The organism is Halomonas sp. PAMB 3232, from assembly GCF_031954225.1.
Taxonomy (GTDB): domain Bacteria; phylum Pseudomonadota; class Gammaproteobacteria; order Pseudomonadales; family Halomonadaceae; genus Vreelandella.
In genome coordinates this window covers 2,128,275-2,152,071 of the sequence record NZ_CP134865.1, presented here as the reverse complement: position 1 = coordinate 2,152,071, position 23,797 = coordinate 2,128,275, and the positions used below count along the sequence as shown (strand labels likewise).

The following is a 23,797-nucleotide window of genomic DNA, read 5'->3' as shown; positions in this document are numbered from 1 at the left end:
TTGCAGCATGAGGGCGTGTTGCGTGGATGCGTCTCGGGCACCAATCCATCAGGAGAAACCATGAATTTTCTCGCTAATCCCTTACTGTCGGGTCGCTGGCTCCCCGGACTTCCGGGTCAGAAAAGCGGCGAGGCCTCATCCGGCCAGCAGTCGCTGGTCAGCATGATGGACCCGTTTGGTTTTGGCCGCGCTGCCGCGAGTTACTGGCGTGATAGCATCGAGCGCAGCATCCTCTATTGGGACGTCATGCGCGTGCGCGGCAATCAGTATCTCGAGCACATGGAGCTGACCAAGCCCAGCGTGCTGGGATTCAAGACCGAAGTGGTGATGGACGGTCGTACCCTTGCACACCCCACCAACTACGAGCTTCTGCGCGTGCTTCCCCCGGAAGGCACACACGTCGACCCCAAAAAGCGGCCCTTCGTGGTGGTCGACCCACGCGCCGGCCACGGCCCGGGCATTGGCGGCTTCAAACCCGACAGTGAATTGGGCGTGGCGTTGAAAGCAGGCCACCCGTGCTACTTCATCGGCTTTTTGCCCTATCCGGAGCCTGGCCAGACCGTCGAGGACGTGGTTGAGGCGGAAGTCGAATTTCTGCGTCATATCATTTCGCTGCATCCGGACATCACCGAAAAGCCAATGGTGGTGGGTAACTGCCAGGCGGGCTGGCAGCTGATGATGGCGGCGGCATTGGAGCCGGACGTGTTCGGCCCCATTTTGATCGCCGGCGCGCCGCTATCCTACTGGGCCGGCGAGCGCGGCAAGGCCCCGATGCGCTATACTGGCGGTATGGCCGGCGGTAGCTGGATCACCGCGCTGACCAGCGATCTTGGCAATGGCCAGTTCGACGGTGCCTGGCTTGTGCAGAATTTCGAGCGCCTGAACCCGGCCAACACCTACTGGAAGAAGCAGTATCACCTGTACGCCAATGTCGACACCGAATCCACGCGTTATCTTGAGTTCGAGCGTTGGTGGGGCGGGCACGTCATTCTCGGCGGCGATGAAATTCAGTACATCGTCGATAACCTGTTCGTGGGTAACCGTCTTTCCACCGCGCAGCTGGTGAGCCGTGACGGGCGGCGTATCGATCTTCGTAACCTGCGCTCGCCGGTGGTGGTGTTCTGCTCCCGCGGCGACGACATTACCCCGCCACCCCAGGCGCTTGGCTGGATTCGTGATCTCTACGAGGGCGAAGACGATATCGTCGCCAACGAGCAGACCATCATCTACTGCATGCACGATACCACCGGCCACCTGGGAATCTTCGTTTCCGGCAGCGTCTCGCGCAAGGAGCACTCGGAATTCACGGCCAACATGGATTACATCGATGTCATGCCGCCGGGGCTTTATGAAACGACGATAACGCATGCCAGCGAGCGCAAGGACGCCGACCTGATCGAGCGCGATTATCTGCTCGAATTCACCCCGCGGAATTTCGATGAGCTGGACGACGAGGTACATCACCGCGTCGATGACGACCGGCGCTTTGCCACCGTTGCACGTATCTCTGAAATCAATCTGGGCTTTTACCGGCTCTACCTGCAGCCCTTGATTCAGGCGATGGTCACCCCGGAGTCGGCGCGGTTCATGCGTCGAATGCACCCGATCCGCCTGGGGTATCGGCTGATGTCGGATCGCAACCCCTTGACCGTGTTCTTGCCCATGATGGCTCAGGCGGTACGTGAAAACCGGGTCGAGGTAAGCGACGACAACCTGTTTAAAACGCTCGAATCCTTTGTGTCGGACCAGATCGTCGATGGGCTCAATACTTTCCGCGACGTTCGCGATGGCGCCACCGAAAAGATGTTTCTGTCGATGTACGGTCAGCCGCAGCTTCAGGCCGCAGTAGGGCTTTATGGCGATGCTCACGTACATCGCCGCCGCCCGGGGGCGGAGCCCGAGCACCTTCGCTTCATCGAACAGCGCAAGGAGGCGCTGCGCGAAAAAATCAACCAGGGCGGGCCGCTCGAGGCGGTGGTTCGCTCGATCATCTACGTACTGGGCGGTGCGCCCGCCACTGACGAGCGCAATTTCAAGCGCCTGCGCGCCTCTCGTGCCGAACTTGAAACCCAAACGACGCTCGAGGAGTTCAAGCGCCTGGTGCGCGAGCAGTTCTTCATTTTGAAACTCGACCGCGAAAAGGCGCTCGAGTCGCTGCCGACGCTGCTGGAAGGCGAGGACAACGCCGCGTTGGACAAGCACGTGCAGCACTTGAGTCAGGTGTTCGGCGCCAGCGGTGAGCTTAGCGAGCGTGGCGCCGAGCGCTTCGAGCAGATCAAGGTGCTTTTTGATCGTGCGCGCAGCCCGGAAAAACCCGTCGAGGCATCGGCGCCCGCTTCCGTCGCGCCGGCTCAGGAAGCGAAAGTCGACGTCGAAGACGATGCGTCGAGCACCAGTGCTGACAGTGCGGCGAGAACGTCGGCAGCCGGCAAATCCGTTGAAAGCGCCGAGGATCAGCAAGCTTCATCGAGTGCCGCCGCGTTGACCAAAGCCGACGAGCAGTCTTCTCCAAACGAAACCGCCGCTGAAAAAGTTGAAGCGCCGGACGCTGACGCCAAACCCTCGAGTGACGCCGGGGTGACGTCAGCAAAGGCGAGCAAGGCCAAAGCCGGCGGCGCCAAGCGCACCAGCACCTCGCGAGCCAAGCCGCGTACACGGCGCTAACGATGTAGCGTTTTTCGAGTGACTTTAGCTCCAACGCCCCCGGCCTGTCCGGGGGCTTTTTTATTGCCTCTGGTCGATCGGGGTCGAGACGATCAGGATTTAAAGACGCGGGGCTTTTTTGAACGAAAATTTGCAAACGCGGGGTTAGACCCCTATTTAGTAAAGGGCGCCTGGCGTATGGCGCCACTGGCGCTTGGGAAAGGGCTGGGGTAGGGTAGGCGCATTTTTCAGGCCGCCTGGCGTTTTAAACGTTTTCAGCGCGGCACGTATTTAGAGCGGCTCTTGGGCACAGCGCGCAAGAGCGCTCTTGAACGCTTAGGCAACAGGAAGTGGAGCACTATGGGCAAGTCACTGGTCATCGTCGAGTCGCCCGCCAAGGCGAAGACGATCAATAAGTATCTCGGCAACGATTTTATCGTTAAGTCGAGCGTGGGTCATATTCGTGACCTGCCGACCAGCGGCTCGGGCAAGACCGCCGTCGACCCCAAGGAGCGCGCGCGCCAGGCCGCAGCGACCCGAAAGCTTTCGCCGGATGAAAAGGCGGAGTACAAAAAGAAGAAAGCCCACGATCAGCTGATTCGGCGCATGGGTATCGACCCGGCCAACGGCTGGGAGGCCCATTACGAAATTCTCCCCGGTAAAGAGAAGGTCGTCGCCGAGCTCAAAAAGCTCGCGGAAAAGGCCGACGCCGTCTATCTCGCAACGGATTTGGACCGCGAAGGGGAGGCGATCGCCTGGCACCTGCGCGAGACCATTGGCGGTGACGATGCTCGCTACAAGCGCGTGGTGTTCAACGAGATCACTAAAAACGCCATTCAGGATGCGTTCAAGTCGCCGGGGGCGCTCAACATTCCCCGTGTGGAGGCCCAGCAAGCGCGGCGCTTTCTCGACCGCGTGGTCGGCTTCATGCTCTCGCCACTTTTGTGGGCGAAGATCGCCCGCGGCCTTTCCGCCGGGCGCGTGCAGTCGGTGGCGGTGCGCCTGATCGTCGAGCGCGAGCGCGATATTCGCGCCTTCATCCCTGAAGAGTTTTGGGACGTGCACGCCGATCTGGTGTCGCCAGACGGCGTACCGGTACGCTTCGCGCTCGCCCGTCAGGATGGCCAGGCGTTTCGCCCGACCTCACAGGATGAGACCTACTCGCGTATCGAGGCGCTGAAAAGCGCCTCGCTCTCGATCACCAACCGTGAAGACAAGCCGACCAGCTCCAAACCCGGCGCGCCCTTCATCACCTCGACGCTGCAGCAGGCGGCCAGCGGCCGGCTCGGCTTCTCGGTGAAAAAGACCATGACCATGGCCCAGCGCTTGTATGAGGCGGGCTACATCACTTACATGCGTACCGACTCCACCAATCTGTCAAAGGATGCGGTCGAGAGCGCGCGGGACTATATCGAGGGCGAATTCGGTAAGCGCTACCTGCCGGAAAACCCCAACCGCTACTCGAGCAAGGAGAGCGCCCAGGAGGCCCACGAGGCGATTCGCCCCTCCGAGGTGTCGCGCAAGGCGAGCGATCTTTCCGGCATGGAGCGCGACGCCGAGCGCCTTTACGAGCTGATCTGGCGCCAGTTCGTTGCCTGCCAGATGGTGCCGGCGGAGTACCTGTCGAGCACGCTGAGCGTCGAGGTAGACGGTTATGATCTGCGCGCCAAGGGGCGGGTGCTGAAGTTCGATGGCTATACCCGGGTCATCAAGCCTGCGGGTAAAAACGAAGATCAAAGCCTGCCGGACCTGCCGGTCAAAACACCGATGACGCTGGAGGCGCTCGACCCGCAGCAGCACTTCACCAAGCCACCGGCGCGCTACACCGAAGCGAGCCTGGTCAAGGAACTCGAGAAACAGGGCATCGGTCGGCCCTCGACCTACGCGGCGATCATTTCGACCATTCAGGATCGCGGCTACGTCAAGCTTGAAAGCCGGCGCTTTTACGCCGAAAAGCTCGGCGATATCGTCACTGAGCGCTTGAAGGAGTCGTTTCCGGATTTGATGGACTACTCCTTCACCGCGCGCATGGAGGATAGTCTCGACGAAGTGGCCGAAGGTGAGCGCAACTGGCAGGCGCTACTCGATAGCTTCTACGGCGAATTTCGTGAAGAGCTTGGCCGGGCGGAAAGCGAGGAGGGCATGCGCCCTAACCAGCCGGTGCCCACGGACATCGAGTGCCCGGCTTGCGGGCGCGACATGCAGATCCGCACCGCTTCGACCGGCGTGTTTCTGGGCTGCAGCGGCTACAACCTGCCGCCCAAGGAGCGCTGCAAGACCACTATCGACCTGATCCCCGGCGAGGAAGTGGTGGCCGAAGACGCCGGCGAAGAGGCGGAAACCGATGCGCTTCGCGCCAAACGCCGCTGCGGCAAGTGCGGCACGGCGATGGACAGCTATCTGATCGATGAAACGCGTAAGCTGCACATTTGTGGCCAGAGCCCGGACTGCACCGGTTTCGAGGTGGAGCACGGCAAGTTCAAGATCAAGGGCTACGAAGGCCCGGTCATCGAGTGCGACAAGTGCGGCAGCGAAATGCAGCTCAAGTCCGGGCGTTTCGGCAAATACTTTGGCTGTACCAACAGCGAGTGCAAGAACACGCGCAAACTGCTGAGAAGCGGCGAAGTGGCCCCGCCGAAGATGGACCCGATCCCGATGCCAGAGCTCGCCTGTCAAAAGGTCGAGGATCACTACGTGCTGCGCGACGGGGCGAGCGGGCTGTTTCTGGCCGCCAGCAAGTTTCCCAAGAATCGTGAAACGCGCCCGCCGCTGGTCAAGGAGCTCAAGGCGCATAAGGATGAGCTACCGGAGAAGTACCACTTCATTCTCAAGGCGCCGAGCGAAGATCCGGATGGCCGCCCGGCGCAGATTCGCTACTCGCGCAAGAACAAGGAGCAGTACGTGATGACCGATGAAGAGGGCAAGGCGACCGGTTGGAAGGCCACCTTCGAGGGCGGCAAGTGGCACGTCGAGGACAAGCGCAAGTGAGTGCCCGGTCCCGCACCAACCAGCTGCTCTATCAGGCGGAGCTTCTGATCGAAACGCCGGTTCATGACGACGAGCATTACGTGACGCGCCAGATGGCGATCGAAGAGGGGGCATTGGCGCTATTCGAGCTGGCGCTGGAGAGCTTTCTCGCCGAGGTCACCGAGCACGCGCGCCTGGATACGCGCCGCTGGCAGACGCTGTTGGCAGCCGACGGCCCGGAGCTTGCCGAGCTGATTCGTCTGCGCGATTTGGCCGGCCAGCCCGAAAGCTGGCTTGGCTGGCTGATCAGCGCGCTTTTGAAGCTTCACGGCGATGAAGGCGCGGCCAAGCGGCCCATCAACAACCCTTCGATGATCGCGCTTGCAAGCGAGGCGTCGTTTGCATCCTCACTTTATCAAAGCGTTCAGGCGGCCAAAAAAGAGATGGCGGCGCTGCGCGAAACCAGCCACGAGTGGTGATGCATCCGTTTTCTGGGGAACCCGGCCGGCGCTAAAGGCTCTAGAGTACGCGCTTGAAAGAAAGTGTCGAGCGGGCAACGGTGACTGCCCGCGCTGTTCACAAGGAGAACTCATGGATACGCGTTACAACCAGGTCAAGGATTTGATTACGTGGGCCGCGGACTACCACGCCCGCATGGCCAAGCGCTACAGTGATGGCGCCGATCGTACCGACAACGAGCGGCTGTCGATGGCGTTGACCTATCTCGCCTCTCGCGAGGTCAAGATGAAAAGCGGGCTGGAGGCGCTGTTTCACGACGGCTCTGATCATAGCGAAGTGATGGAGCTATGGTTCGACGAAACCGGCGATTTTCCCCAGCCGCCAAGGCTCGAAGAAATTACCCAGCGCAGCGTGGCCGACTCGATCGATGGCGTGATCGAAACCGCCTCGGAAGCCCAGGAGAATCTTCGCGCGCTTTACGCCCACCGCGCCGAGTGCGCCAAAATCGAGGAAGAGGCGGCGTTTTTCAACTCCCTCGCCGAAGGGCACGAAGCCGAGCTTCGCAAGATCGTGACCAGCATGCGCGAGTTCGAGGATATCTGATTTTAGCCTGGGCGCTGACAGGCACCGGGGCAATGGGGTATAAACGTTCCAGCCCATTCATACCCGCTGGCCGGTTGCCCCGGCCCGTACCGAGAGCCGATCGATGCCCGTAAACCGCCGCCGCTTTTTAGCACTCGCCATGGGCTTTCCGGCCGTGGCCAGTGCCAACGTCATTGCTCCCGTGACACAGGCACCGAGTGATCTCGTGGGCACGCTCATCAGCCGCGCGGCGGCGCCGCGTCACAGTAGCGAGCTTTGGGTGCTGATCGACGATCAGGCCTCATCGTTGAGTATTTTTCGCGGTAGCGACCGAATCGAGCACTTCTCGCCGATTTCCCGGGGAACCGGTGGGGCGCGTACCCACCGGGTGCGCGGCGATAGCACCACACCCTTGGGCGAATTTCGCATCTACCGCTTCAATAACCAGAGCAAGTGGCGCATTTTCATCGGTATCGACTACCCCACGCCGGCCCATGCGCGTATGGCGCTGGAGAAGGGTGTCTACACCCAGGCCGATTACGAGGCCTACTTCGACGAGTACCGCCGCTACGGCTTTCCGCCGCAAAACACCGCGCTCGGTGGGGCGATCGGTATTCACGGTATCGGCACCTCCGATCCAGACATTCATGGGCGCTATCACTGGACCCAGGGCTGCATCGCCGTCAACAATCAGCAGATCGAGCGCATTGCATCGCTGGTCGATGTTGGCACTCGCGTTGTGATCCGCTAGTATGATGGTGATCCATAAGGAAGTTCGAGGTTTTGGACAGTGACTATAGACAAGCGTTGTGGACTAATATAAAACAGCGTTTGACTTCGACAACGTGACCCGAATCACACGTGATTGGATCATCGAGTCGGTCATTGGAAAGAACCTTTACCGCAGGTAGACAAATCTTAAGCTAGCTTCTAGCCTTACGCTTTGTTAGACCTTCAACGTAGTACCCAAGGAAGACTCAAGGAGAACATCATGACTCTGAAGACTGCTCTGAAAATGACTGCTGCCGCTGCTTCTCTGGCCGTTCTGGCTGGTTGTGCCTCTACCAGCGCGCTGGAAGAAGTACGCATGACTGCTGAATCTGCACAGGCTGACGCTGCAGAAGCTCGCAGCATGGCTTCTCAGGCTCTGAACACTGCAAACCAGGCTCAGCGCGACGCGCAAGCCGCTCTGCAGATGTCTGAGCAAGGCCGTGAAGAAATGAGCCGTCAGTTCCAGCGCTCCATGCAGAAGTAATTCTGCATGGACCACTGAGCACTCAAACGGCTCAGCGGTCTGCGTTAGATGTAAAAAAACCCCGCCTTGTGCGGGGTTTTTTAATGCCTGAGGTCAGCGCGGGATACGCGGCTGCTGATCGAGGGGGCATAAAAAAGGGCGCCCCGGTGGGGTGCCCTTTTTCACTGCTTACACCCTTAGGCGTCGCTGTCAGACTCGACGGTGGCACTCAGCTCGATATCCTCGAACAGGCCCTGACGCTCGGAAGGCGCCTTCTCGGCGGGGGACTCGGGCGCCGGGGCCTGGGCCTGGGGGCCGTAAAGGGCGACGAAACGGCCGTTCGGAGACTCGACCGCGCGCTTGACCTGTTCGTAGTCGATCTCGAGCTCCTCGTCGGTCAGCGACTCGACGCGCTCGATGGCGTTCAAAAGCGGCTCGAAGTCGCCCACGTTCTCTTCGAGTTGCGGGTAGGACTGCACGTAAAGCGTGCCGTCGGCACCCCAGCCGGCCTTGAACGGTGCATCCATCAGGTTGACCTGGGTACCGCTGGGTACGCGCTCATAAAGCGACTCGATATCTTCCGGGTACATGCGAATACAGCCGCGGCTGACGCGCATGCCGACCCCGTCTGGGCGGTTGGTGCCGTGAATCAAATAGCTCGGCATGCCCAGCAGGATCGCGTGACGGCCCAGCGGGTTGTCCGGGCCGGCGGGTACGATTTCCGGTGCCGGGTCGCCGCGCTCGGCCGCTTCACGGCGCATGGAGGCGGGCGGGGCCCAGGCCGGGTCCTTTACCTTGACCGTGGTCTGTGTCATGCCGACCGGCGTCGCGAACTCTTCACGGCCCACACTTACCGGATAGGTTTCGACGATACCGGGACTGTTTTCCGGGTAGTAGTAGAGGCGAAGCTCGGACAGGTTCACCACGATCCCCTTACGCTCTGCCGGCGGCAGAATGTATTGGGCCGGAATGATCACTTCGGTGCCTTCACCGGGTACCCAAAGGCTCACATCCGGATTCGCCATGCGGATCTCTTCGTAGCCGATGTTGTGGCGCCTGGCGATATCGAGCAGGGTCTCTTCCGGATCGTCTACCGTGACGGTGTAGTACTGGCCGACGATGTCGCCTTCTTCCGGCAGACGGAAATGGCCGCGGGGCAGCTCGCGCTGCGCGCTGACCTGCTCGGCGCTGGCAAGCGCGTCGGCGTCGAGACCCGGTGTCGCCACCTGGGGCGGCTGTTCGGTCGCCTCTTGCGCGTAGACCGGGGCGCCCAGGGTCGCGGCCAGCAGTACGGCCAGGCTGGTTGGCCCCCAAAGGTTAAGGGTGCGTCGTGTTTTCATGGTCGTTCCTAATGAGTTGATCCACCGCCGCATGGCGGCCTGATTCGAGCCTATCCGCTTGTGTAGGCGGCTTAAGGTCAAGTTTGCATCAAGGTTCACGCTGCCGCTACTTTTTGGTTAAGAAGACCCAACAGGTTTTCGACGGCCTCGAAGCGCTGCTCGGGTTTTTCCATGGCGAATTCGAACTTCAAGGTGTCCGAGCCGTCGAGGCGGTAGTGCGCCGGCGAGGTTTGAATGAGCTTCACCAGGGTGAGCGGGTCGACCTGGGTGTCGGCACTGAACAGAACCCGTCCACGGCTTTCGCCGGCCTCGATACGCGCGATGCCCAGCGGTTCGGCGCGATGGCGCAAGCGAGTCTGTCGCATCAGGTTCTTGAGCGGTTGCGGGAGCAAGCCGAAACGGTCGATCAGCTCGACCTGGAGCTCCTTGAGCTCGGCATCGCTTTGCGTATTAGCGATGCGCTTATACATCACCAGCCGCTGCTGCACATCATGAATATAGTCGTTGGGGATTAGCGCTGGCAGGTTGAGCCCTATTTCGACGCCGGTATTGAACGGGGCTTCGATATTGGGCGTTTTGCCGGCGCGGATTGCCTTGACCGCGCGATCGAGCATTTCCATGTAGAGCGAGTAGCCGATGGTTTCCATCTGGCCGCTCTGCTCGTCACCCAAAAGCTCCCCGGCGCCGCGAATTTCCATATCGTGGCTGGCGAGCTGAAAGCCCGCACCCAGATCGATGGAGGCACTGATGGCTTCCAGGCGCTTGACCGCATCGCGGGTCATCGACTTGGGCGGCGGCGTCAGAAGGTACGCGTAGGCCTGGTGGTGGCTGCGCCCAACCCGCCCGCGCAGCTGGTGAAGCTGAGCCAGCCCGAACTTGTCCGCGCGCTCGATCAGGATGGTATTGGCGCTCGGTACGTCGATACCGGTTTCGATGATCGTTGAGCAGACCAGCACGTTGAAGCGGCGGTGATAAAAATCCGACATCACGCGCTCCAGGCTTCGCTCCGGTAGCTGGCCATGGGCCACGCCCACGCGCGCCTCGGGCACCAGCTCGCGAAGCTGCTCGGCGGTGTTCTCGATGGTCTTGACTTCGTTGTGCAGGAAGTAAACCTGGCCGCCGCGCAGAATTTCTCGCAGCAGCGCCTCCTTGATCAGGCTTTCGTTGCGTTGCTGAACGAAGGTCTTGACCGACAGACGCCGGGCCGGGGGCGTGGCGATGATCGAAAGATCGCGAATGCCGCTCATCGCCATGTTCAGCGTGCGTGGAATCGGCGTGGCGGTGAGCGTGAGAATGTCGATCTCGGCGCGCAGAGTCTTGAGCTTCTCCTTCTGGGCAACTCCAAATCGGTGCTCCTCGTCGATGATCAAAAGCCCCATTTTGGGCAGTTCGACGCTTTTCGAGAGCAGCTTGTGGGTACCGATAACGATGTCCGCCTGGCCCTCCTTGATGTTCTCGAGGGTTTTGGTCATCTCCTTGCTACCGGTGAAGCGCGAAATGAGGCTGATGTTGACGGCGGTGTCGGCGAAGCGGTCGCGGAAGTTCTCGAAGTGCTGGCGGGCGAGCAGGGTGGTGGGTACCAGCACGACCACCTGACGGCCGGACTGAACCGCCAGAAACGCGGCGCGCATCGCGACTTCGGTCTTGCCAAAGCCGACATCGCCGCATACCACGCGATCCATCGGCTGGGGCGAAATCATGTCACCGATGACCGCCTCGATCGCGGCCTTCTGATCCGGCGTCTCCTCGAACGGGAAGCTGGCAGCAAAGCGGTTGTACTCGGCGTCCGGTGTGTCGTACACCGTGCCCTGCTGGGCCTCGCGCCGGGCGTAGATATCGAGCAGTTCCGCGGCGGTATCGCGAATCTTTTCGGCGGCCTTGCGTCGCGCTTTCTCCCACTGGTCCGAGCCGAGCTTATTGAGCGGGGCGTTTTCGTCATCGGCGCCGTTGTAGCGCGAAATCAAGTGGAGGCTGTCGACCGGCACGTAGAGTTTGGCACCGCCCTCGTACTGCAGCGCCAAAAACTCGTTGGCCTGGCCGCCAGCTTCCAGTGCCTCGAGCCCCAGGTAGCGCCCGACACCGTGGGCCTGGTGAACCACCGGCGCGCCCTCCTTGAGCTCGGAAAGATGGCGTACCGCCAGCTCGTTGTCGTCAGTCGCTTTCTCCTGGCGCCGGGTCTGGCGCACCACGTCGCCGAAAAGCTCGGTTTCGGTGATGACCGCCACGTTCGGGTCGGTCAACCATAGCCCGCTCGATACCTGGCTTTCGGTGATGGCGGCGCGCGTTTGGCCGGCCATGAACGCGTCGAACCCGTCCACCGCCTCGAGCCCCAGGCGCAGCGGCGCTAACAGCTCCTCGAGCGCTTCGCGCCGCCCCCGCGATTCGGCGACGAACAGCACGCGCGACTCCGGGTTAGTGGCCAAAAAACCGGAAAGCGCTTCGAACGGCTTCTGCGCCCGCGCATTGAGGGCGAGGGCAGGCAGCGCCTGAGCCTCTGGTGCATGGGAGTGACGCTGAGTGGCGCCGTCGTGAAGAAGTTCCAGCCGGGGGCGCTCCTTGATGCGGGCAAACAGGTCGTTGACCGGTATGAACGCGCGGCTCGGCGGCACCAGCGGGCGGGTCGGGTCGACCCCCAGGTTCTCATAGCGCGACTCGATCGCGCGCCAGTGCTGCTCGGCGGCCTCGTACACGTCCGGCAGAAGCGCGACCCGCGTGTCTGACGTGACGTGCTCGAAAAGCGAGGCGGTTTCGTCGAAAAACAGTGGCAGGTAGTGCTCGAGCCCCGGGGAGGGGATCGCCTTGAGCGCATCGTTATAAAGCGGACACTGGCGCGGGTCGACGTCAAACAGGGTTTCGAACTGCTCGCGAAAGCAGGCGATGGCGCTGCGGCTCAGCGAATACTCATGGGCGGGCAGAAGCTCGATCGCCTCGACTTTTTCCGTGGAGCGCTGGTTGCCTGGATCGAAATGGCGAAGCGTTTCGATCTCATCGTCGAACAGGTCAATGCGGATCGGCTCATCGACCCCCATGGGGAACAGGTCGATCAGCGCGCCGCGCATGGCGTACTCGCCGGGCTCATACACGGTTTCGACCGCCCGGTAGCCGGCCCGCATTAGCGACTCGCGAAAGCTTTCGCGCGCAAGCGTCGCGCCGGCTTTAAGCGTCATGACGCGCCCGGCGATGTAGTCGACCGGCGCAAGGCGCTGCATCAGCGTGTTGATCGATACCAGCACGATGCCCTTGACGCCTTCCTGGAGCAGCTTCAGCGTCCTGAGCCGCGCTGAGACGATATCCTGGTGCGGAGAAAAGCTGTCGTAAGGCAGCGTCTCCCAGTCTGGAAACGGCAATACCGGTACCTGACTGTAAAAAGCCAGGTCCTGTTCCAGGCGCTGGGCACTGGCGGTGCTTGGCGTGATGACCAAAAGCGGGCCGTTGCCTGCGATGCGCGCCAGTGCCAGCGCCGTTGCACTGCCCGGCGGCGCCGTTAAATAGAGCGTATCCCGTACCCCCTGGGGGCTGGGTGGGTCGAGCAGGGAAAAAGAGGACATAGTCTAAGTATCTATCGTGTGAATATCTGTCGTATGAATGTCTGTCGTTTAAGCGACGATCGCTTGAATCCGTGTCGATGGGTAGCTGTCATGTGACGGCTGATCGACTAAAGTTTGTGTCCGGGCAAATCGAGCATCATACACCATAGGCCATGACAGGTTGAGCTGCCCGGCTAGAGGCGCTCCGGGTCGGTTTTGCGTAGCGGCAAGCGCGTTTTGAGTTTGTAGTCAAATGGACGTTTCTGTAATACCCCTACACGGCGTGCGACTATCCTTTGATTGCGGCCTCACCGTAAGCCCCGGATAATACACGTCGATTATCTTCCCCGATTCAACACGTAAAGAGGCCGCCCGTGAGTCAGTCAACGCTCGAGAACGTTTTTCAACAGTGGCAAAGCGACGAAGCACTTGCCGAGCAGATGATTCCGCTGGTCGGGAAGCTATATCGTCAGAACAACGTTGTCGCCACCATGTTCGGGCGCTCGCTGATCAAAAAGTCGGTCATCCGCATTCTCAAGGATCACCGCTTCGTGCGTAAAATCGAAGGCACTGAGCTGTCGGTTCAGGACACGTTCCCGATCGTCGAGGCGATGGCGGCGATGAATCTGGGACCGGCCCACGTCGATATCGGCAAGCTCGCGGTCAGCTTCAAGCATCAAGGCGGCGGTGATTTGAACGCCTTTTTGACCCGCGAGCTCGATGAGATCGTCGACGGCTACCAGGCGGGCGCAAGCATTGGCGAGCCCAAGGATGTCGTGCTTTATGGTTTTGGCCGTATCGGCCGGCTATTGGCCCGCGTGCTGGTGGAGAAGGCCGGTGGGGGCAATCTTCTGCGCCTGCGTGCGATCGTGGTGCGCGGTCGCGGTGATATTGGCAAGGATCTCGAAAAGCGCGCGAGCCTTTTGCGCCGCGACTCGGTGCATGGCCCTTTCGAGGGCTCGATTTCGGTCGACGTCGAGGCGCGCACCTTGACCGTCAACGGCAACGTGGTGCAGGTGATCTACGCCGACTCGCCGGCGGAGGTCGACTACACCGTTTACGGTATCCATAACGCGGTGGTGGTCGATAATACCGGCATCTGGCGCGACGAAGCGGGCCTTGGCCAGCACCTGGAGTGCAAGGGCGCGGCGAAGGCGCTTCTCACCGCGCCGGGCAAGGGCGACATCAAGAACATTGTCTACGGCATCAACCACACGTCTATCGGTGCCGATGATCGTATCGTTTCGGCGGCCTCTTGCACCACCAATGCCATCGTACCGGTGCTCAAGGTGCTCAACGACGAGTATGGCGTTAAGACGGGCCACGTCGAAACCGTACACGCTTACACCAACGACCAGAACCTGATCGACAACTATCATAAGGGCGATCGTCGCGGTCGCAGCGCCGCGCTCAACATGGTGTTGACCGAAACCGGCGCGGCCAAGGCGGTGGCCAAGGCGCTACCGGAGCTCGAAGGCAAGCTGACCGGCAACGCCATTCGCGTGCCCACGCCCAACGTCTCCATGGCGATCTTGAACCTGACGCTCGAGAAGGAGACCGACGCCGCCTCGCTCAACGACTACCTGCGCCGGATGTCGATCGATTTCAACTTTCAAAAGCAGATCGACTTCGTCGACTCGGCGGAGGTGGTGTCGTCCGATTTCGTGGGTAATCGCCACGCCGGTATCGTCGATGCCAAGGCGACCATCGCCAACGGCAACCACGCGGTGGTCTACATGTGGTACGACAACGAGTTCGGCTACAGCTGCCAGGTGATCCGCATTCTGCAGCACATGTCCAACGTCGAGTTTTTGAAACTGCCGCGCCACTGACGCTCTCGCAATGCTCAAGGCCTCAAACGCCACCGATAAGGTGGCGTTTTTTTATGGGTAAATAAACCTGGGTGTATATGTATATAGCACTTTAGGAGGCGGTGGTGGATGTGGTCATTGGCCGCGCTTATCTTTATAATACGGTAGATTTTTCGGGGTGGTTCAAGCGTGCTTGGGCCTGACTGGTAACAATCTGCACAGCCAACAAAAAATCTCTATGCAGAAAAGAAGCATTCGAACCCCTTACCTTCGTATATCCGATCCATCAACTGGGCGAGACTATGATCGAAGTCAAAAAAGGCCTGGATCTTCCCATCACGGGAGCGCCTGAGCAGCGTATCGACGATGCGCAGCCAGTGCGCCATGTGGCCATCCTGGGTACTGACTACGTTGGCATGAAGCCAACCATGGAAGTTCAGGAAGGGGATAAGGTCAAACTGGGCCAGCTACTGTTCACCGACAAGAAAACGGAAGGGGTGCGCTTTACCGCTCCGGCCGGCGGTGAAGTGGTAGCCATTAACCGTGGCGAAAAAAGACGTTTACTCTCTGTGGTCATCAAGGTCGACGAAAACGAAGAAGCGATGACCTTCGCTTCTCACGAGCGTGACGCCTTGGCCACTCTCGACCGCCAGCTGGTCGTCGACCAACTGGTCGAAACAGGGCTTTGGACGGCGCTGCGTACGCGACCCTTCTCGCGCACGCCGGCGCTCGACGCGACGCCTTCCGACATCTTCGTCACCGCGGTGGATACCCATCCGCTCAGCGCTGACCCCGGTGTCATCATCGATGAAAATACCCAGGCATTCGAAGACGGCCTCAAGGTGCTAACCCGCCTGACCGAGGGCAACGTTTTTCTGTGCACGGGTGAAAACGCCTCCATTCCCGGTGGCGACATCGAGGGTGTGAAGACCGAAAGCTTCAAGGGCCCGCATCCGGCGGGGCTGGTCGGCACCCACATTCACTACCTGTCGCCGGTCGCGCTGCACAAGAGTGTATGGCACATCGGCTATCAGGACGTGATCGCTTTCGGCAAGCTGTTTTCTGAAGGCAAGCTCGACGTTAGCCGGATCGTCGCCGTGGGCGGCCCGCGCTCTGAAAAGCCGCGTCTGGTACGTACGCGCCTCGGCGCGAACCTTGACGAGCTTTTCGAAGGCGAGGTGATCGAGCCGCACGGCACGCGGATCATTTCCGGCTCCGTCTTCTCGGGCTTTGCCGCCGAAGGCAAGCTGACCTATCTCGGCCGCTTTCACAATCAGGTGAGTCTCCTCGAAGAGGGTAACAAGCGTACCTTCATGGGGTGGCTTTCGCCCGGCACGAACCGCCACTCGGTCATGGGCATTTATCTGTCCAAATTCAAGGGGCTCAACAACTTCGCGCCGACCACCTCCACCAACGGCTCCGAGCGGGCGATGGTGCCGGTGGGCAACTACGAGCGGGTTATGCCGTTGGACGTGATGCCGACCCAGCTTCTGCGGTCGCTGATCGTGGGTGACATCGAATCTGCCATGGACCTTGGATGCCTGGAGCTCGACGAGGAAGACCTCGCGCTTTGCACCTACGCGTGTCCCGGCAAGTACGAGTATGGCCCTATCCTGCGTGACAACCTCACCATGATCGAGAAAGAGGCCTGATATGGGTATCCGACAGACACTCGACACGCTCGAGCCGCACTTCCACAAGGGCGGCAAATACGAGAAGTTCTATCCGCTTTATGAAGCGGTCGACACCATTTTCTATTCGCCGCCGAGCGTGGCCAAGACCACCGCTCATATCCGCGACGGTATCGATCTCAAGCGGATCATGATCACCATGTGGCTATGCACGTTCCCGGCCATGTTCTTTGGCATGTGGAACGCCGGCTGGCAGGCTAACGTCGCGATCGATGCGGGCTACGCCTCCATGGGCGGCTGGCGCGAAGCGATCATGATGGCGGTGGCCGGCGGCCACGACCCGGGCAGCTTCTGGGCGAACTTCGTGCTCGGCGCGACCTACTTTCTGCCGATTTATCTCGTGACTTTCGCCGTCGGCGGGTTCTGGGAAGTGCTGTTCGCGATCAAACGCGGCCACGAGGTGAACGAAGGCTTCTTCGTGACCTCGGTGCTCTACGCCTTGATTTTGCCCGCCACCATCCCGCTTTGGCAGGTGGCGCTGGGTATCACCTTCGGCGTCGTCATCGGTAAGGAGATCTTCGGCGGTACGGGCAAGAACTTCCTCAACCCGGCGTTGACCGGACGGGCGTTTTTGTACTTCGCCTACCCGGCGCAGATCTCCGGCGACAGCGTTTGGGTCGCCGCCGATGGCTATACCGGTGCGACCGCGCTCTCCATGGCGTATCAGGACGGCATGGATACTCTGGCCAACACCTTCAGCTGGACGGACGCCTTCCTTGGCTTCATTCCGGGGTCGGTGGGTGAGGTATCGACGCTGGCGATTCTAATGGGTGCTGCCGTACTGCTCTGGACCAAGGTCGCGAACTGGCGAATCATGCTCGGGGTCTTCCTCGGCATGGTGATCACCAGCACGCTGTTCAATCTGATCGGCTCCGACTCCAACCCGATGTTCGCGATGCCCTGGTACTGGCATTTGGTCATCGGCGGCTTCGCTTTCGGCATGGTGTTCATGGCGACCGACCCTGTGTCGGCTTCGATGACCAACCAGGGCCGCCTGGTCTTTGGTGCATTGATCGGTGTGATGACGGTATTGATCCGCGTGGTGAACCCGGCCTTCCCGGAAGGCATCATGCTGGCGATCCTGTTCTCGAACCTGTTCGCACCCTTGATCGATTACTTCTTCGTCCAGGCCAATGTCAAACGGCGCAAGAAGCGCGTCGGTACACCGGCCGAGGAGACTGCCTAATGGCACAAGGTAATAACTCCATCAAGAAAATTCTGATCGTGGCGTTTTCGCTATGTATCGTCTGTTCGGTGATCGTGTCGACGGCCGCGGTGGCGCTTCGCCCCACCCAGCAGCTCAACCAGGAGCTCGACCGTAAAACCAACATCCTCAACGTGGCCAAGCTTTACGAGCCGGGGATGGATGTCGAAGAGGCGTTCAGCGAGCAGATCACCGGGCGCGTCGTTGAGCTCGAGACCGGTGAGTACACCGATCAGTATGATGCCGACGAGTACGACGGTTTCGAAGCCTCGCGCGATCCGGCCACTGGCCGCACGCTCTCCGGTGACCGTGACATTGCCGGTCTTTCGCGGGTCGAAAGCTACTCGACCGTCTATCTTGTGGGTGATCCCGACAGCCCCGAGCAGATCGTGCTGCCGATTCGCGGTCAAGGCCTGTGGGGCCGTATGCGCGGCTTTTTGTCCGTGGAAGGTGACGGCAACACCATCGTGAGTATCACCTACTACGAGCACAGCGAAACGCCCGGGCTCGGTGCGGAAGTGAACAACCCGCGCTGGCAGGCTCAGTGGGAAGGTAAAAAGATCTACGACGACGAGGGTGACCTGTCGCCGGAAATTCACCTGACCAAGGGCGGCGCCAGCAGCGAGTACGAAGTGGATGCGCTGTCCGGCGCCACGCTGACCAGTAACGGCGTGACCAACATGCTGCAATTCTGGCTCAGCGAAGAGGGCTTTGGCCCGTATCTGGCGCGTTTTCGTGAAAACGCCGAGCCGGATGACGCCGAAGACACCGACACCAACTTCAACGACGTTGAGGGGGCTTGATCATGGCGGATGTAAATGCAAAGGGCGTGTTGACCGCGCCCATATTTCAGAACAACCCCATCGCACTGCAAATTCTGGGGATCTGCTCGGCGCTGGCGGTCACCACCAGCATGAGCGTATCGCTGGTCATGGCGCTGGCGGTTATCTTCGTTACCGCGTTTTCGAATCTGTTCGTCTCGCTGATTCGTAATCACATCCCCTCCGCGATCCGGATCATCGTACAGATGACGATCATCGCCTCGTTGGTCATCGTGGTCGATCAGATTCTGAAAGCCTACGCCTACGAGATGTCCAAGCAGCTCTCGGTGTTCGTTGGTCTGATCATCACCAACTGCATCGTGATGGGACGTGCCGAAGGCTTCGCCATGTCCAACACGCCGGGCATGTCGTTTCTCGACGGTATCGGTAATGGCTTGGGTTACGGCTTCGTGCTGATGGTCGTGGGTTTCTTCCGCGAGCTTCTGGGTGCAGGCAGCGTGTTCGGTTTCACCGTTTTGCCGACCGTGCAGGATGGGGGCTGGTATATCGGTAACGGCCTGCTGCTTCTGCCGCCTTCCGCGTTCTTCATCATCGGCCTTTTGATCTGGGTACTGCGCTCGATCAACCCGGAGCAGGTCGAGGAGAACGAGTTCAAGATGAAGGAAAACACCAAGCCGAAGGAGGCCGTGTAACATGGAACACTATCTGAGCCTTTTCGTCGCTTCGGTGTTCGTCGAGAACATGGCGCTTGCCTTCTTTTTGGGCATGTGTACGTTCCTGGCGGTCTCGAAGAAGGTCTCCTCGGCCATTGGCCTGGGCATCGCGGTCATCGTGGTACTGACCGTCACCGTGCCGGTGAACAACCTGGTCTACACGTACCTGCTTCAGGAAGGCGCGTTGACCTGGACTGGTATCGAAGGTGCCGAGAACATCGACCTGTCGTTTTTGGGTCTGCTCTCCTATATCGGCGTCATCGCCGCACTGGTCCAGATCATGGAGATGTTTCTGGACAAGTACGTGCCGTCGCTCTATAACGCGCTGGGCGTTTTCCTGCCGCTGATTACCGTGAACTGCGCCATCCTCGGTGGTGTACTGTTCATGGTCGAGCGTAGCTACAACTTCGGTGAGGCCGTGGTGTATGGCTTCGGTGCCGGTACCGGCTGGGCGCTGGCGATCGCCGCACTCGCGGGTATCCGCGAAAAGCTGAAGTACAGCGACGTTCCCGGTGGCCTACAGGGTCTGGGTATTACGTTCATCACCGTTGGCTTGATGTCCCTGGGCTTCATGTCCTTCTCGGGCATTCAGCTTTAATCGGCCGGTGTTCTCGGCGGCGCCTCGTCGCCGAGAACACCCTCAGCAATAGGAAACCGATATGGTTGATACATCCATCATCTTGCTCGGTGTTGTCATGTTCACGGTCATCGTCATCAGTTTGACGGCGATCATTCTGGCAGCGCGCAGCAAGCTCGTGAGTAGCGGGGACGTGACGATCGAAGTCAACGACGACCCCGAGAACACCCTGAAGACCCAGGCCGGCGGCAAGCTTTTGAACACGCTGGCGGCCAACGGCATTTTCCTATCCTCCGCATGCGGTGGCGGCGGCTCCTGCGCGCAGTGCAAATGCCGCGTGGAAGAGGGCGGCGGCTCGATTCTGCCTACCGAAGAGTCGCACTTCACCATGCGTGAAAAGAAGGAAGGCTGGCGTTTGTCCTGTCAGGTACCGGTCAAGCAGGACATGAAGATCGAAGTGCCTGAAGAAGTGTTCGGCGTCAAGAAATGGGAAACCGTGGTTACCGCGAACCCCAACGTTGCGACCTTCATCAAGGAGCTGAACCTGAAGCTTCCCGAAGGCGAAGAAGTGGCCTTCCGCGCCGGTGGCTACGTGCAGCTGGTGGCTCCGCCTTACGATATCAAGTTTTCGGATTTCGATATCGACGAGGAGTATCGCGGCGACTGGGAGCAGTTCAACCTGTTCGACGTTCGGCACAAGAACAACGAAGAGGTCATCCGCGCCTACTCGATGGCGAACTACCCGGAAGAGAAGGGTCTTCTCAAGTTCAACATCCGTATCGCCACGCCGCCGCCTAAATCGGACCACCCGCCGGGCCTGATGTCGACTTACGTCTTCAGTCTGAAAGAAGGCGACAAGGTGGAAGTCATGGGGCCGTTTGGTGAGTTCTTCGCCAAGGACACTGATGCCGAGATGATTTTCATCGGCGGTGGTGCCGGCATGGCGCCGATGCGCAGCCACATCTTCGATCAGTTGAAGCGTTTGAAGACCGATCGCAAAATCTCGTTCTGGTACGGCGCGCGCTCCTGGCGCGAAACGTTCTACAACGAGGAGTACGATCAGCTGGCCGAGGAGTTCCCGAACTTCGAATGGCACCTGGCGCTTTCCGATCCGCTGCCGGAAGACAACTGGGAAGGGGCGACGGGCTTCATCCACAACGTGCTCTACGAAGAGTACCTGAAGGATCACCCGGCGCCGGAGGACTGCGAGTACTACATGTGCGGTCCGCCCATGATGAACGCCTCCGTGATCAAACTGCTGCTGGATATGGGCGTTGAGCCGGAAAACATCATGCTGGACGACTTCGGCGGATAAGAAGTCGATGTACGCAGAGCGGGGCTGGCCATGGGCCGGCCCCGCTCTTTTTATAGCGCTTGCACGCCCGTTTCGATGAACCAGGCTCAAAGCCGGTTTTGGTTAAAAGGCCTACTGCCTGATCATACCCCGTATTTACGGTATAATGAGGCCGTACACCTTGAGTAACGACGCACAACTGCTCCGCCAGGCACTTTTGCTTATCGCAACTGTCTCGAGGGCAGGTAACGTCCCAGGAGGTTTCAATGGCTATTTGGCTACTGGTATTTGGTTTCATGGCGCTGATCATGACCGCGATGGCGGTGGGTGTGCTGGTCGGGCGCAAGCCCATTGCAGGCTCCTGCGGTGGCTTGAATCAGATCGGCATGAAGGACGGCTGCGATATTTGCGGCGGCAAGGACAAGGTTTGCGAGGAAGAGAACCGCAAGCGCGGAAGCGCTCGTCGTGCAAGCGACGAGAGCCGCGGCGCGGATCTGGGCTACGATGCCACGCGGCGCTGAGCGCCACGCAAGGGACAGGACCGCACACGCGTTAGCGTGCGCGAAATGGGATCGAGGAGACGCAGACGGTATGGCGGTTCACAATTACGATGTCGTGGTGATCGGTACGGGGCCCGCGGGCGAGAGCGCGGCCATCAACGCGGCAAAGAACGATCAGCGCGTGGCCATCATCGAGAAACAGCCGCAGGTCGGCGGAAACTGCACCCACTGGGGGACCATTCCCTCCAAGGCGCTGCGCCACCAGGTCAAGCAGATCATGGCGTTCAATACCAACCGCATGTTTCGCGACATCGGCGAGCCGCGAATGTTCTCCTACCCACGCGTCATGGAGCGCTCCCGCGATACCATCGATAAACAGGTCGAAATGCGCACCACCTTTTACGCGCGCAACCGTATCGACTTGATTCACGGCACCGCGCGCTTCAAGGATGAGCATACGCTCCTCGTTCGCGACCGTCAGGAAGGCGTCGAGGAGCTGGTGGCGAAGAAGTTCGTGATCGCCACTGGCTCGCGCCCGTACCGCCCGGGTGACATCGACTTCAGCCACCCGCGCATCTACTGCTCCGACACCATTCTTGCCATGGCGCACACGCCGCGCACCATGGTGATCTTTGGCGCCGGCGTCATCGGCTGTGAGTACGCATCGATCTTCTCCGGGCTCGGTATCAAGGTCGATCTGATCAACAGCCGCGATAGTTTGCTGTCGTTTTTGGACGACGAAATCAGCGATGCGCTGTCGTACCATCTGCGCAAGCACGGCGTGCTGATTCGGCATAACGAGGAGTACGACCGTGTCGAGCCCGACGAGTCCGGCGTCGTGGTCTATCTCAAATCCGGCAAGAAGATTCGTGCCGACGCGTTCCTGTGGGCCAACGGGCGCACCGGTAACACCGATTCACTCGGCCTTGAGAATATCGCGCTGCAGCCCAACGGCCGCGGCCAGCTCAGTGTCGATGATCACTACCGTACCGAGCTTCCCCATATTCACGCCGCCGGGGATGTGATCGGCTGGCCGAGTCTGGCCAGCGCCGCCTACGATCAGGGCCTGAACTCTAGCAACGAGCTGCTCGACAAGGAGTATCGCTTCGTCACCGATATTCCAACCGGCATCTACACCATTCCCGAAATCAGCTCCTTTGGCCCCAACGAGCGCGAGCTGACCGAGGCGAAGGTGCCCTACGAAGTGGGCAAGGCGTTTTTCAAGGACACCGCCCGGGCACAGATCACTGGCGACACGGTCGGCATGCTCAAAATCCTGTTCCATCAGGATACGCTGGAGATTCTGGGTATCCACTGCTTCGGTGACCAGGCCTCGGAAATTCTTCATATCGGCCAGGCGATCATGCAGCAGGAGGGCGAGGCGAACACGCTGCGCTACTTCGTCAATACCACCTTCAACTACCCGACCATGGCCGAAGCCTACCGGGTGGCGGCGCAAAATGGGTTGAATCGGGTGTTTTGATGAAACGCTTATCGACCGATAAGGGCCCAGTTGGGCCCTTTTTTTTGTTGGGTCGAGGTGTCAGTCGTCCAGTAGCTCCTGAGCGCGCGCCTGCCACGGGCCTGCGATTTCGGCGGCTCGGCGCAGCGCCGCTTGTGACGCCTCCATATCGTTTTCGAGTGCCAGCAGTAACCCCATATTCAGCCACGCTGCGCCAAGCATCGGGTCTGCGCGGGTAGCCGCCTCGAAGGCGTGGCGTGCGCTGCTCGGTTCACCTTCGCTATAAAAGGCGTTTCCCAGCGCGAACCAGGCCAGCCCGCTTTCAGGGTGACGCTCGACCAGCGCCTGCCAGCTGGGTAGTGCCGCGCTTGCGCCGTTCAGCGCCTCGAACGCGCTGATGGCGTCCACCGCGCCGCGCGCCGAGACATCGACGGGCAGCTCTCCTGGCGCCTTGACCACGAATCCCCAGCGCTCGCTGCGCGCCCAGGTGGCGTCGAAACGGCTGAAAGCGAGCGCATGACGCTCGATTTCACCGCTTCGCAATAGCAGCCGCTCGTTGGCCAAATCAAAACCGATCGCGACCGCGTAGTGCCACAGCGGGTAGACAGGCAGCGCCAGGTTCTGCATCACCACGACCGGCTCACCCGCGTTTAGGTGGTGCAGCAACGCATCCAGGGTGGGGCGGATTACATAGGGGATCAAGTCATGACGGCGCACACTGGCGAGCATTTCCGGCTGCAGGCTGCCTTCGCGACCGGGCAGGTAAACCTCGCGAATGAGCGTCTCCAGGGCAACGCTTTCGCCTTGATGGTTGAGTACCATGGCCAGACTCGCCGGGCCGCACTGATACTCGCGTTGGGCGAAGAAGGGCACATCAGTCAGCTCGACGCGAGGCGTGATGGTTCGATACGTGCTTTCGAGCAGCACCGGATGTCGCGCACAGCCGCTAAGCCAAAGGGCGAGTACAAAAACGCCCGCAGTGCGGGCGTAGTGAGCGAGACGACGCATCGA

18 protein-coding genes are annotated in these 23,797 nt (G+C 60.3%); 15 read left to right on the top strand and 3 right to left on the bottom strand.

The genetic code is table 11. The features are described 5' to 3' along the window. The first annotated feature begins 60 nt into the window (after positions 1 to 60). The 6 genes from RN346_RS09815 (at position 61) to RN346_RS09790 (ending at position 7,906) form a co-directional block, all read left to right on the top strand. The gene (locus tag RN346_RS09815; RefSeq protein WP_311961001.1) at positions 61 to 2,664 is read left to right on the top strand and encodes a DUF3141 domain-containing protein; all 2,604 of its coding nucleotides are present in this window, start codon (positions 61 to 63) and stop codon (positions 2,662 to 2,664) included. A 339-nt stretch (positions 2,665 to 3,003) separates the two neighbouring features. After that, entirely contained in the window at positions 3,004 to 5,631 is a 2,628-nt protein-coding gene (gene topA / locus RN346_RS09810) for a type I DNA topoisomerase (protein ID WP_263586988.1), read from the top strand. Further along, positions 5,628 to 6,089 carry a DUF6586 family protein gene (locus RN346_RS09805; protein ID WP_311961000.1) on the top strand — a complete coding sequence of 154 codons (462 nt, stop codon included), beginning with the start codon at positions 5,628 to 5,630 and terminating at the stop codon, positions 6,087 to 6,089. The genes topA and RN346_RS09805 overlap by 4 nt, the downstream gene beginning before the upstream one ends. Positions 6,090 to 6,201: 112 nt before the next feature. Then, on the top strand, positions 6,202 to 6,672 hold the full coding sequence (locus tag RN346_RS09800; RefSeq protein ID WP_311960999.1) for a 2-hydroxyacyl-CoA dehydratase: 471 nt from the start codon (positions 6,202 to 6,204) through the stop codon (positions 6,670 to 6,672). A 103-nt stretch (positions 6,673 to 6,775) separates the two neighbouring features. Next, positions 6,776 to 7,402 (top strand): L,D-transpeptidase, encoded by a 627-nt coding sequence (locus RN346_RS09795; protein ID WP_311960998.1) that lies wholly within the window; start codon positions 6,776 to 6,778, stop codon positions 7,400 to 7,402. A gap of 240 nt (positions 7,403 to 7,642) precedes the next feature. After that, positions 7,643 to 7,906, top strand: coding sequence for an Lpp/OprI family alanine-zipper lipoprotein (locus RN346_RS09790; protein ID WP_252109286.1), 264 nt, complete (start codon positions 7,643 to 7,645; stop codon positions 7,904 to 7,906). 176 nt (positions 7,907 to 8,082) lie between these two features. Here RN346_RS09790 and RN346_RS09785 read toward each other — a convergent pair whose 3' ends face one another. Both RN346_RS09785 and mfd read right to left on the bottom strand, forming a co-directional pair. Continuing rightward, positions 8,083 to 9,225, bottom strand: a complete 1,143-nt coding sequence (locus RN346_RS09785) for a L,D-transpeptidase family protein (protein ID WP_311958051.1) — start codon at positions 9,223 to 9,225, stop codon at positions 8,083 to 8,085. Between the two features lie 95 nt (positions 9,226 to 9,320). Further along, a complete protein-coding gene (gene mfd, locus RN346_RS09780) occupies positions 9,321 to 12,773 on the bottom strand; it encodes a transcription-repair coupling factor (protein ID WP_311960997.1) in 3,453 nt (1,150 codons plus the stop codon). A gap of 353 nt (positions 12,774 to 13,126) precedes the next feature. Between mfd and RN346_RS09775 the strand changes: the two genes are divergently transcribed. From RN346_RS09775 to sthA, 9 genes are all read left to right on the top strand, one after another. After that, positions 13,127 to 14,584 (top strand): glyceraldehyde-3-phosphate dehydrogenase, encoded by a 1,458-nt coding sequence (locus RN346_RS09775; RefSeq protein WP_311960996.1) that lies wholly within the window; start codon positions 13,127 to 13,129, stop codon positions 14,582 to 14,584. A gap of 281 nt (positions 14,585 to 14,865) precedes the next feature. Then, the gene (locus tag RN346_RS09770) at positions 14,866 to 16,215 is read left to right on the top strand and encodes a Na(+)-translocating NADH-quinone reductase subunit A (protein WP_263586995.1); all 1,350 of its coding nucleotides are present in this window, start codon (positions 14,866 to 14,868) and stop codon (positions 16,213 to 16,215) included. 1 nt (position 16,216) lies between these two features. Next, positions 16,217 to 17,440, top strand: coding sequence for an NADH:ubiquinone reductase (Na(+)-transporting) subunit B (locus RN346_RS09765; RefSeq protein WP_263586996.1), 1,224 nt, complete (start codon positions 16,217 to 16,219; stop codon positions 17,438 to 17,440). After that, positions 17,440 to 18,261 carry a Na(+)-translocating NADH-quinone reductase subunit C gene (locus RN346_RS09760; RefSeq protein ID WP_263586997.1) on the top strand — a complete coding sequence of 274 codons (822 nt, stop codon included), beginning with the start codon at positions 17,440 to 17,442 and terminating at the stop codon, positions 18,259 to 18,261. Before RN346_RS09765 ends, RN346_RS09760 begins: the two co-directional genes overlap by 1 nt. Positions 18,262 to 18,263: 2 nt before the next feature. Next, positions 18,264 to 18,932, top strand: coding sequence for an NADH:ubiquinone reductase (Na(+)-transporting) subunit D (locus RN346_RS09755; RefSeq protein ID WP_263586998.1), 669 nt, complete (start codon positions 18,264 to 18,266; stop codon positions 18,930 to 18,932). Between the two features lies 1 nt (position 18,933). Then, entirely contained in the window at positions 18,934 to 19,551 is a 618-nt protein-coding gene (nqrE, locus tag RN346_RS09750; protein WP_227390977.1) for an NADH:ubiquinone reductase (Na(+)-transporting) subunit E, read from the top strand. Between the two features lie 61 nt (positions 19,552 to 19,612). Further along, complete coding sequence (gene nqrF / locus RN346_RS09745; protein WP_263586999.1) at positions 19,613 to 20,845, top strand: NADH:ubiquinone reductase (Na(+)-transporting) subunit F; 1,233 nt, start codon at positions 19,613 to 19,615, stop codon at positions 20,843 to 20,845. A 245-nt stretch (positions 20,846 to 21,090) separates the two neighbouring features. Continuing rightward, positions 21,091 to 21,345 (top strand): (Na+)-NQR maturation NqrM, encoded by a 255-nt coding sequence (gene nqrM / locus RN346_RS09740; RefSeq protein WP_263587000.1) that lies wholly within the window; start codon positions 21,091 to 21,093, stop codon positions 21,343 to 21,345. 70 nt (positions 21,346 to 21,415) lie between these two features. After that, positions 21,416 to 22,807 (top strand): Si-specific NAD(P)(+) transhydrogenase, encoded by a 1,392-nt coding sequence (gene sthA / locus RN346_RS09735; RefSeq protein WP_311958038.1) that lies wholly within the window; start codon positions 21,416 to 21,418, stop codon positions 22,805 to 22,807. Positions 22,808 to 22,867: 60 nt separating this feature from the next. Here the strand turns inward: sthA and RN346_RS09730 are convergent, their stop codons facing one another. Then, complete coding sequence (locus tag RN346_RS09730; RefSeq protein ID WP_311960995.1) at positions 22,868 to 23,794, bottom strand: PA2778 family cysteine peptidase; 927 nt, start codon at positions 23,792 to 23,794, stop codon at positions 22,868 to 22,870. Between the last annotated feature and the right edge of the window lie 3 nt (positions 23,795 to 23,797).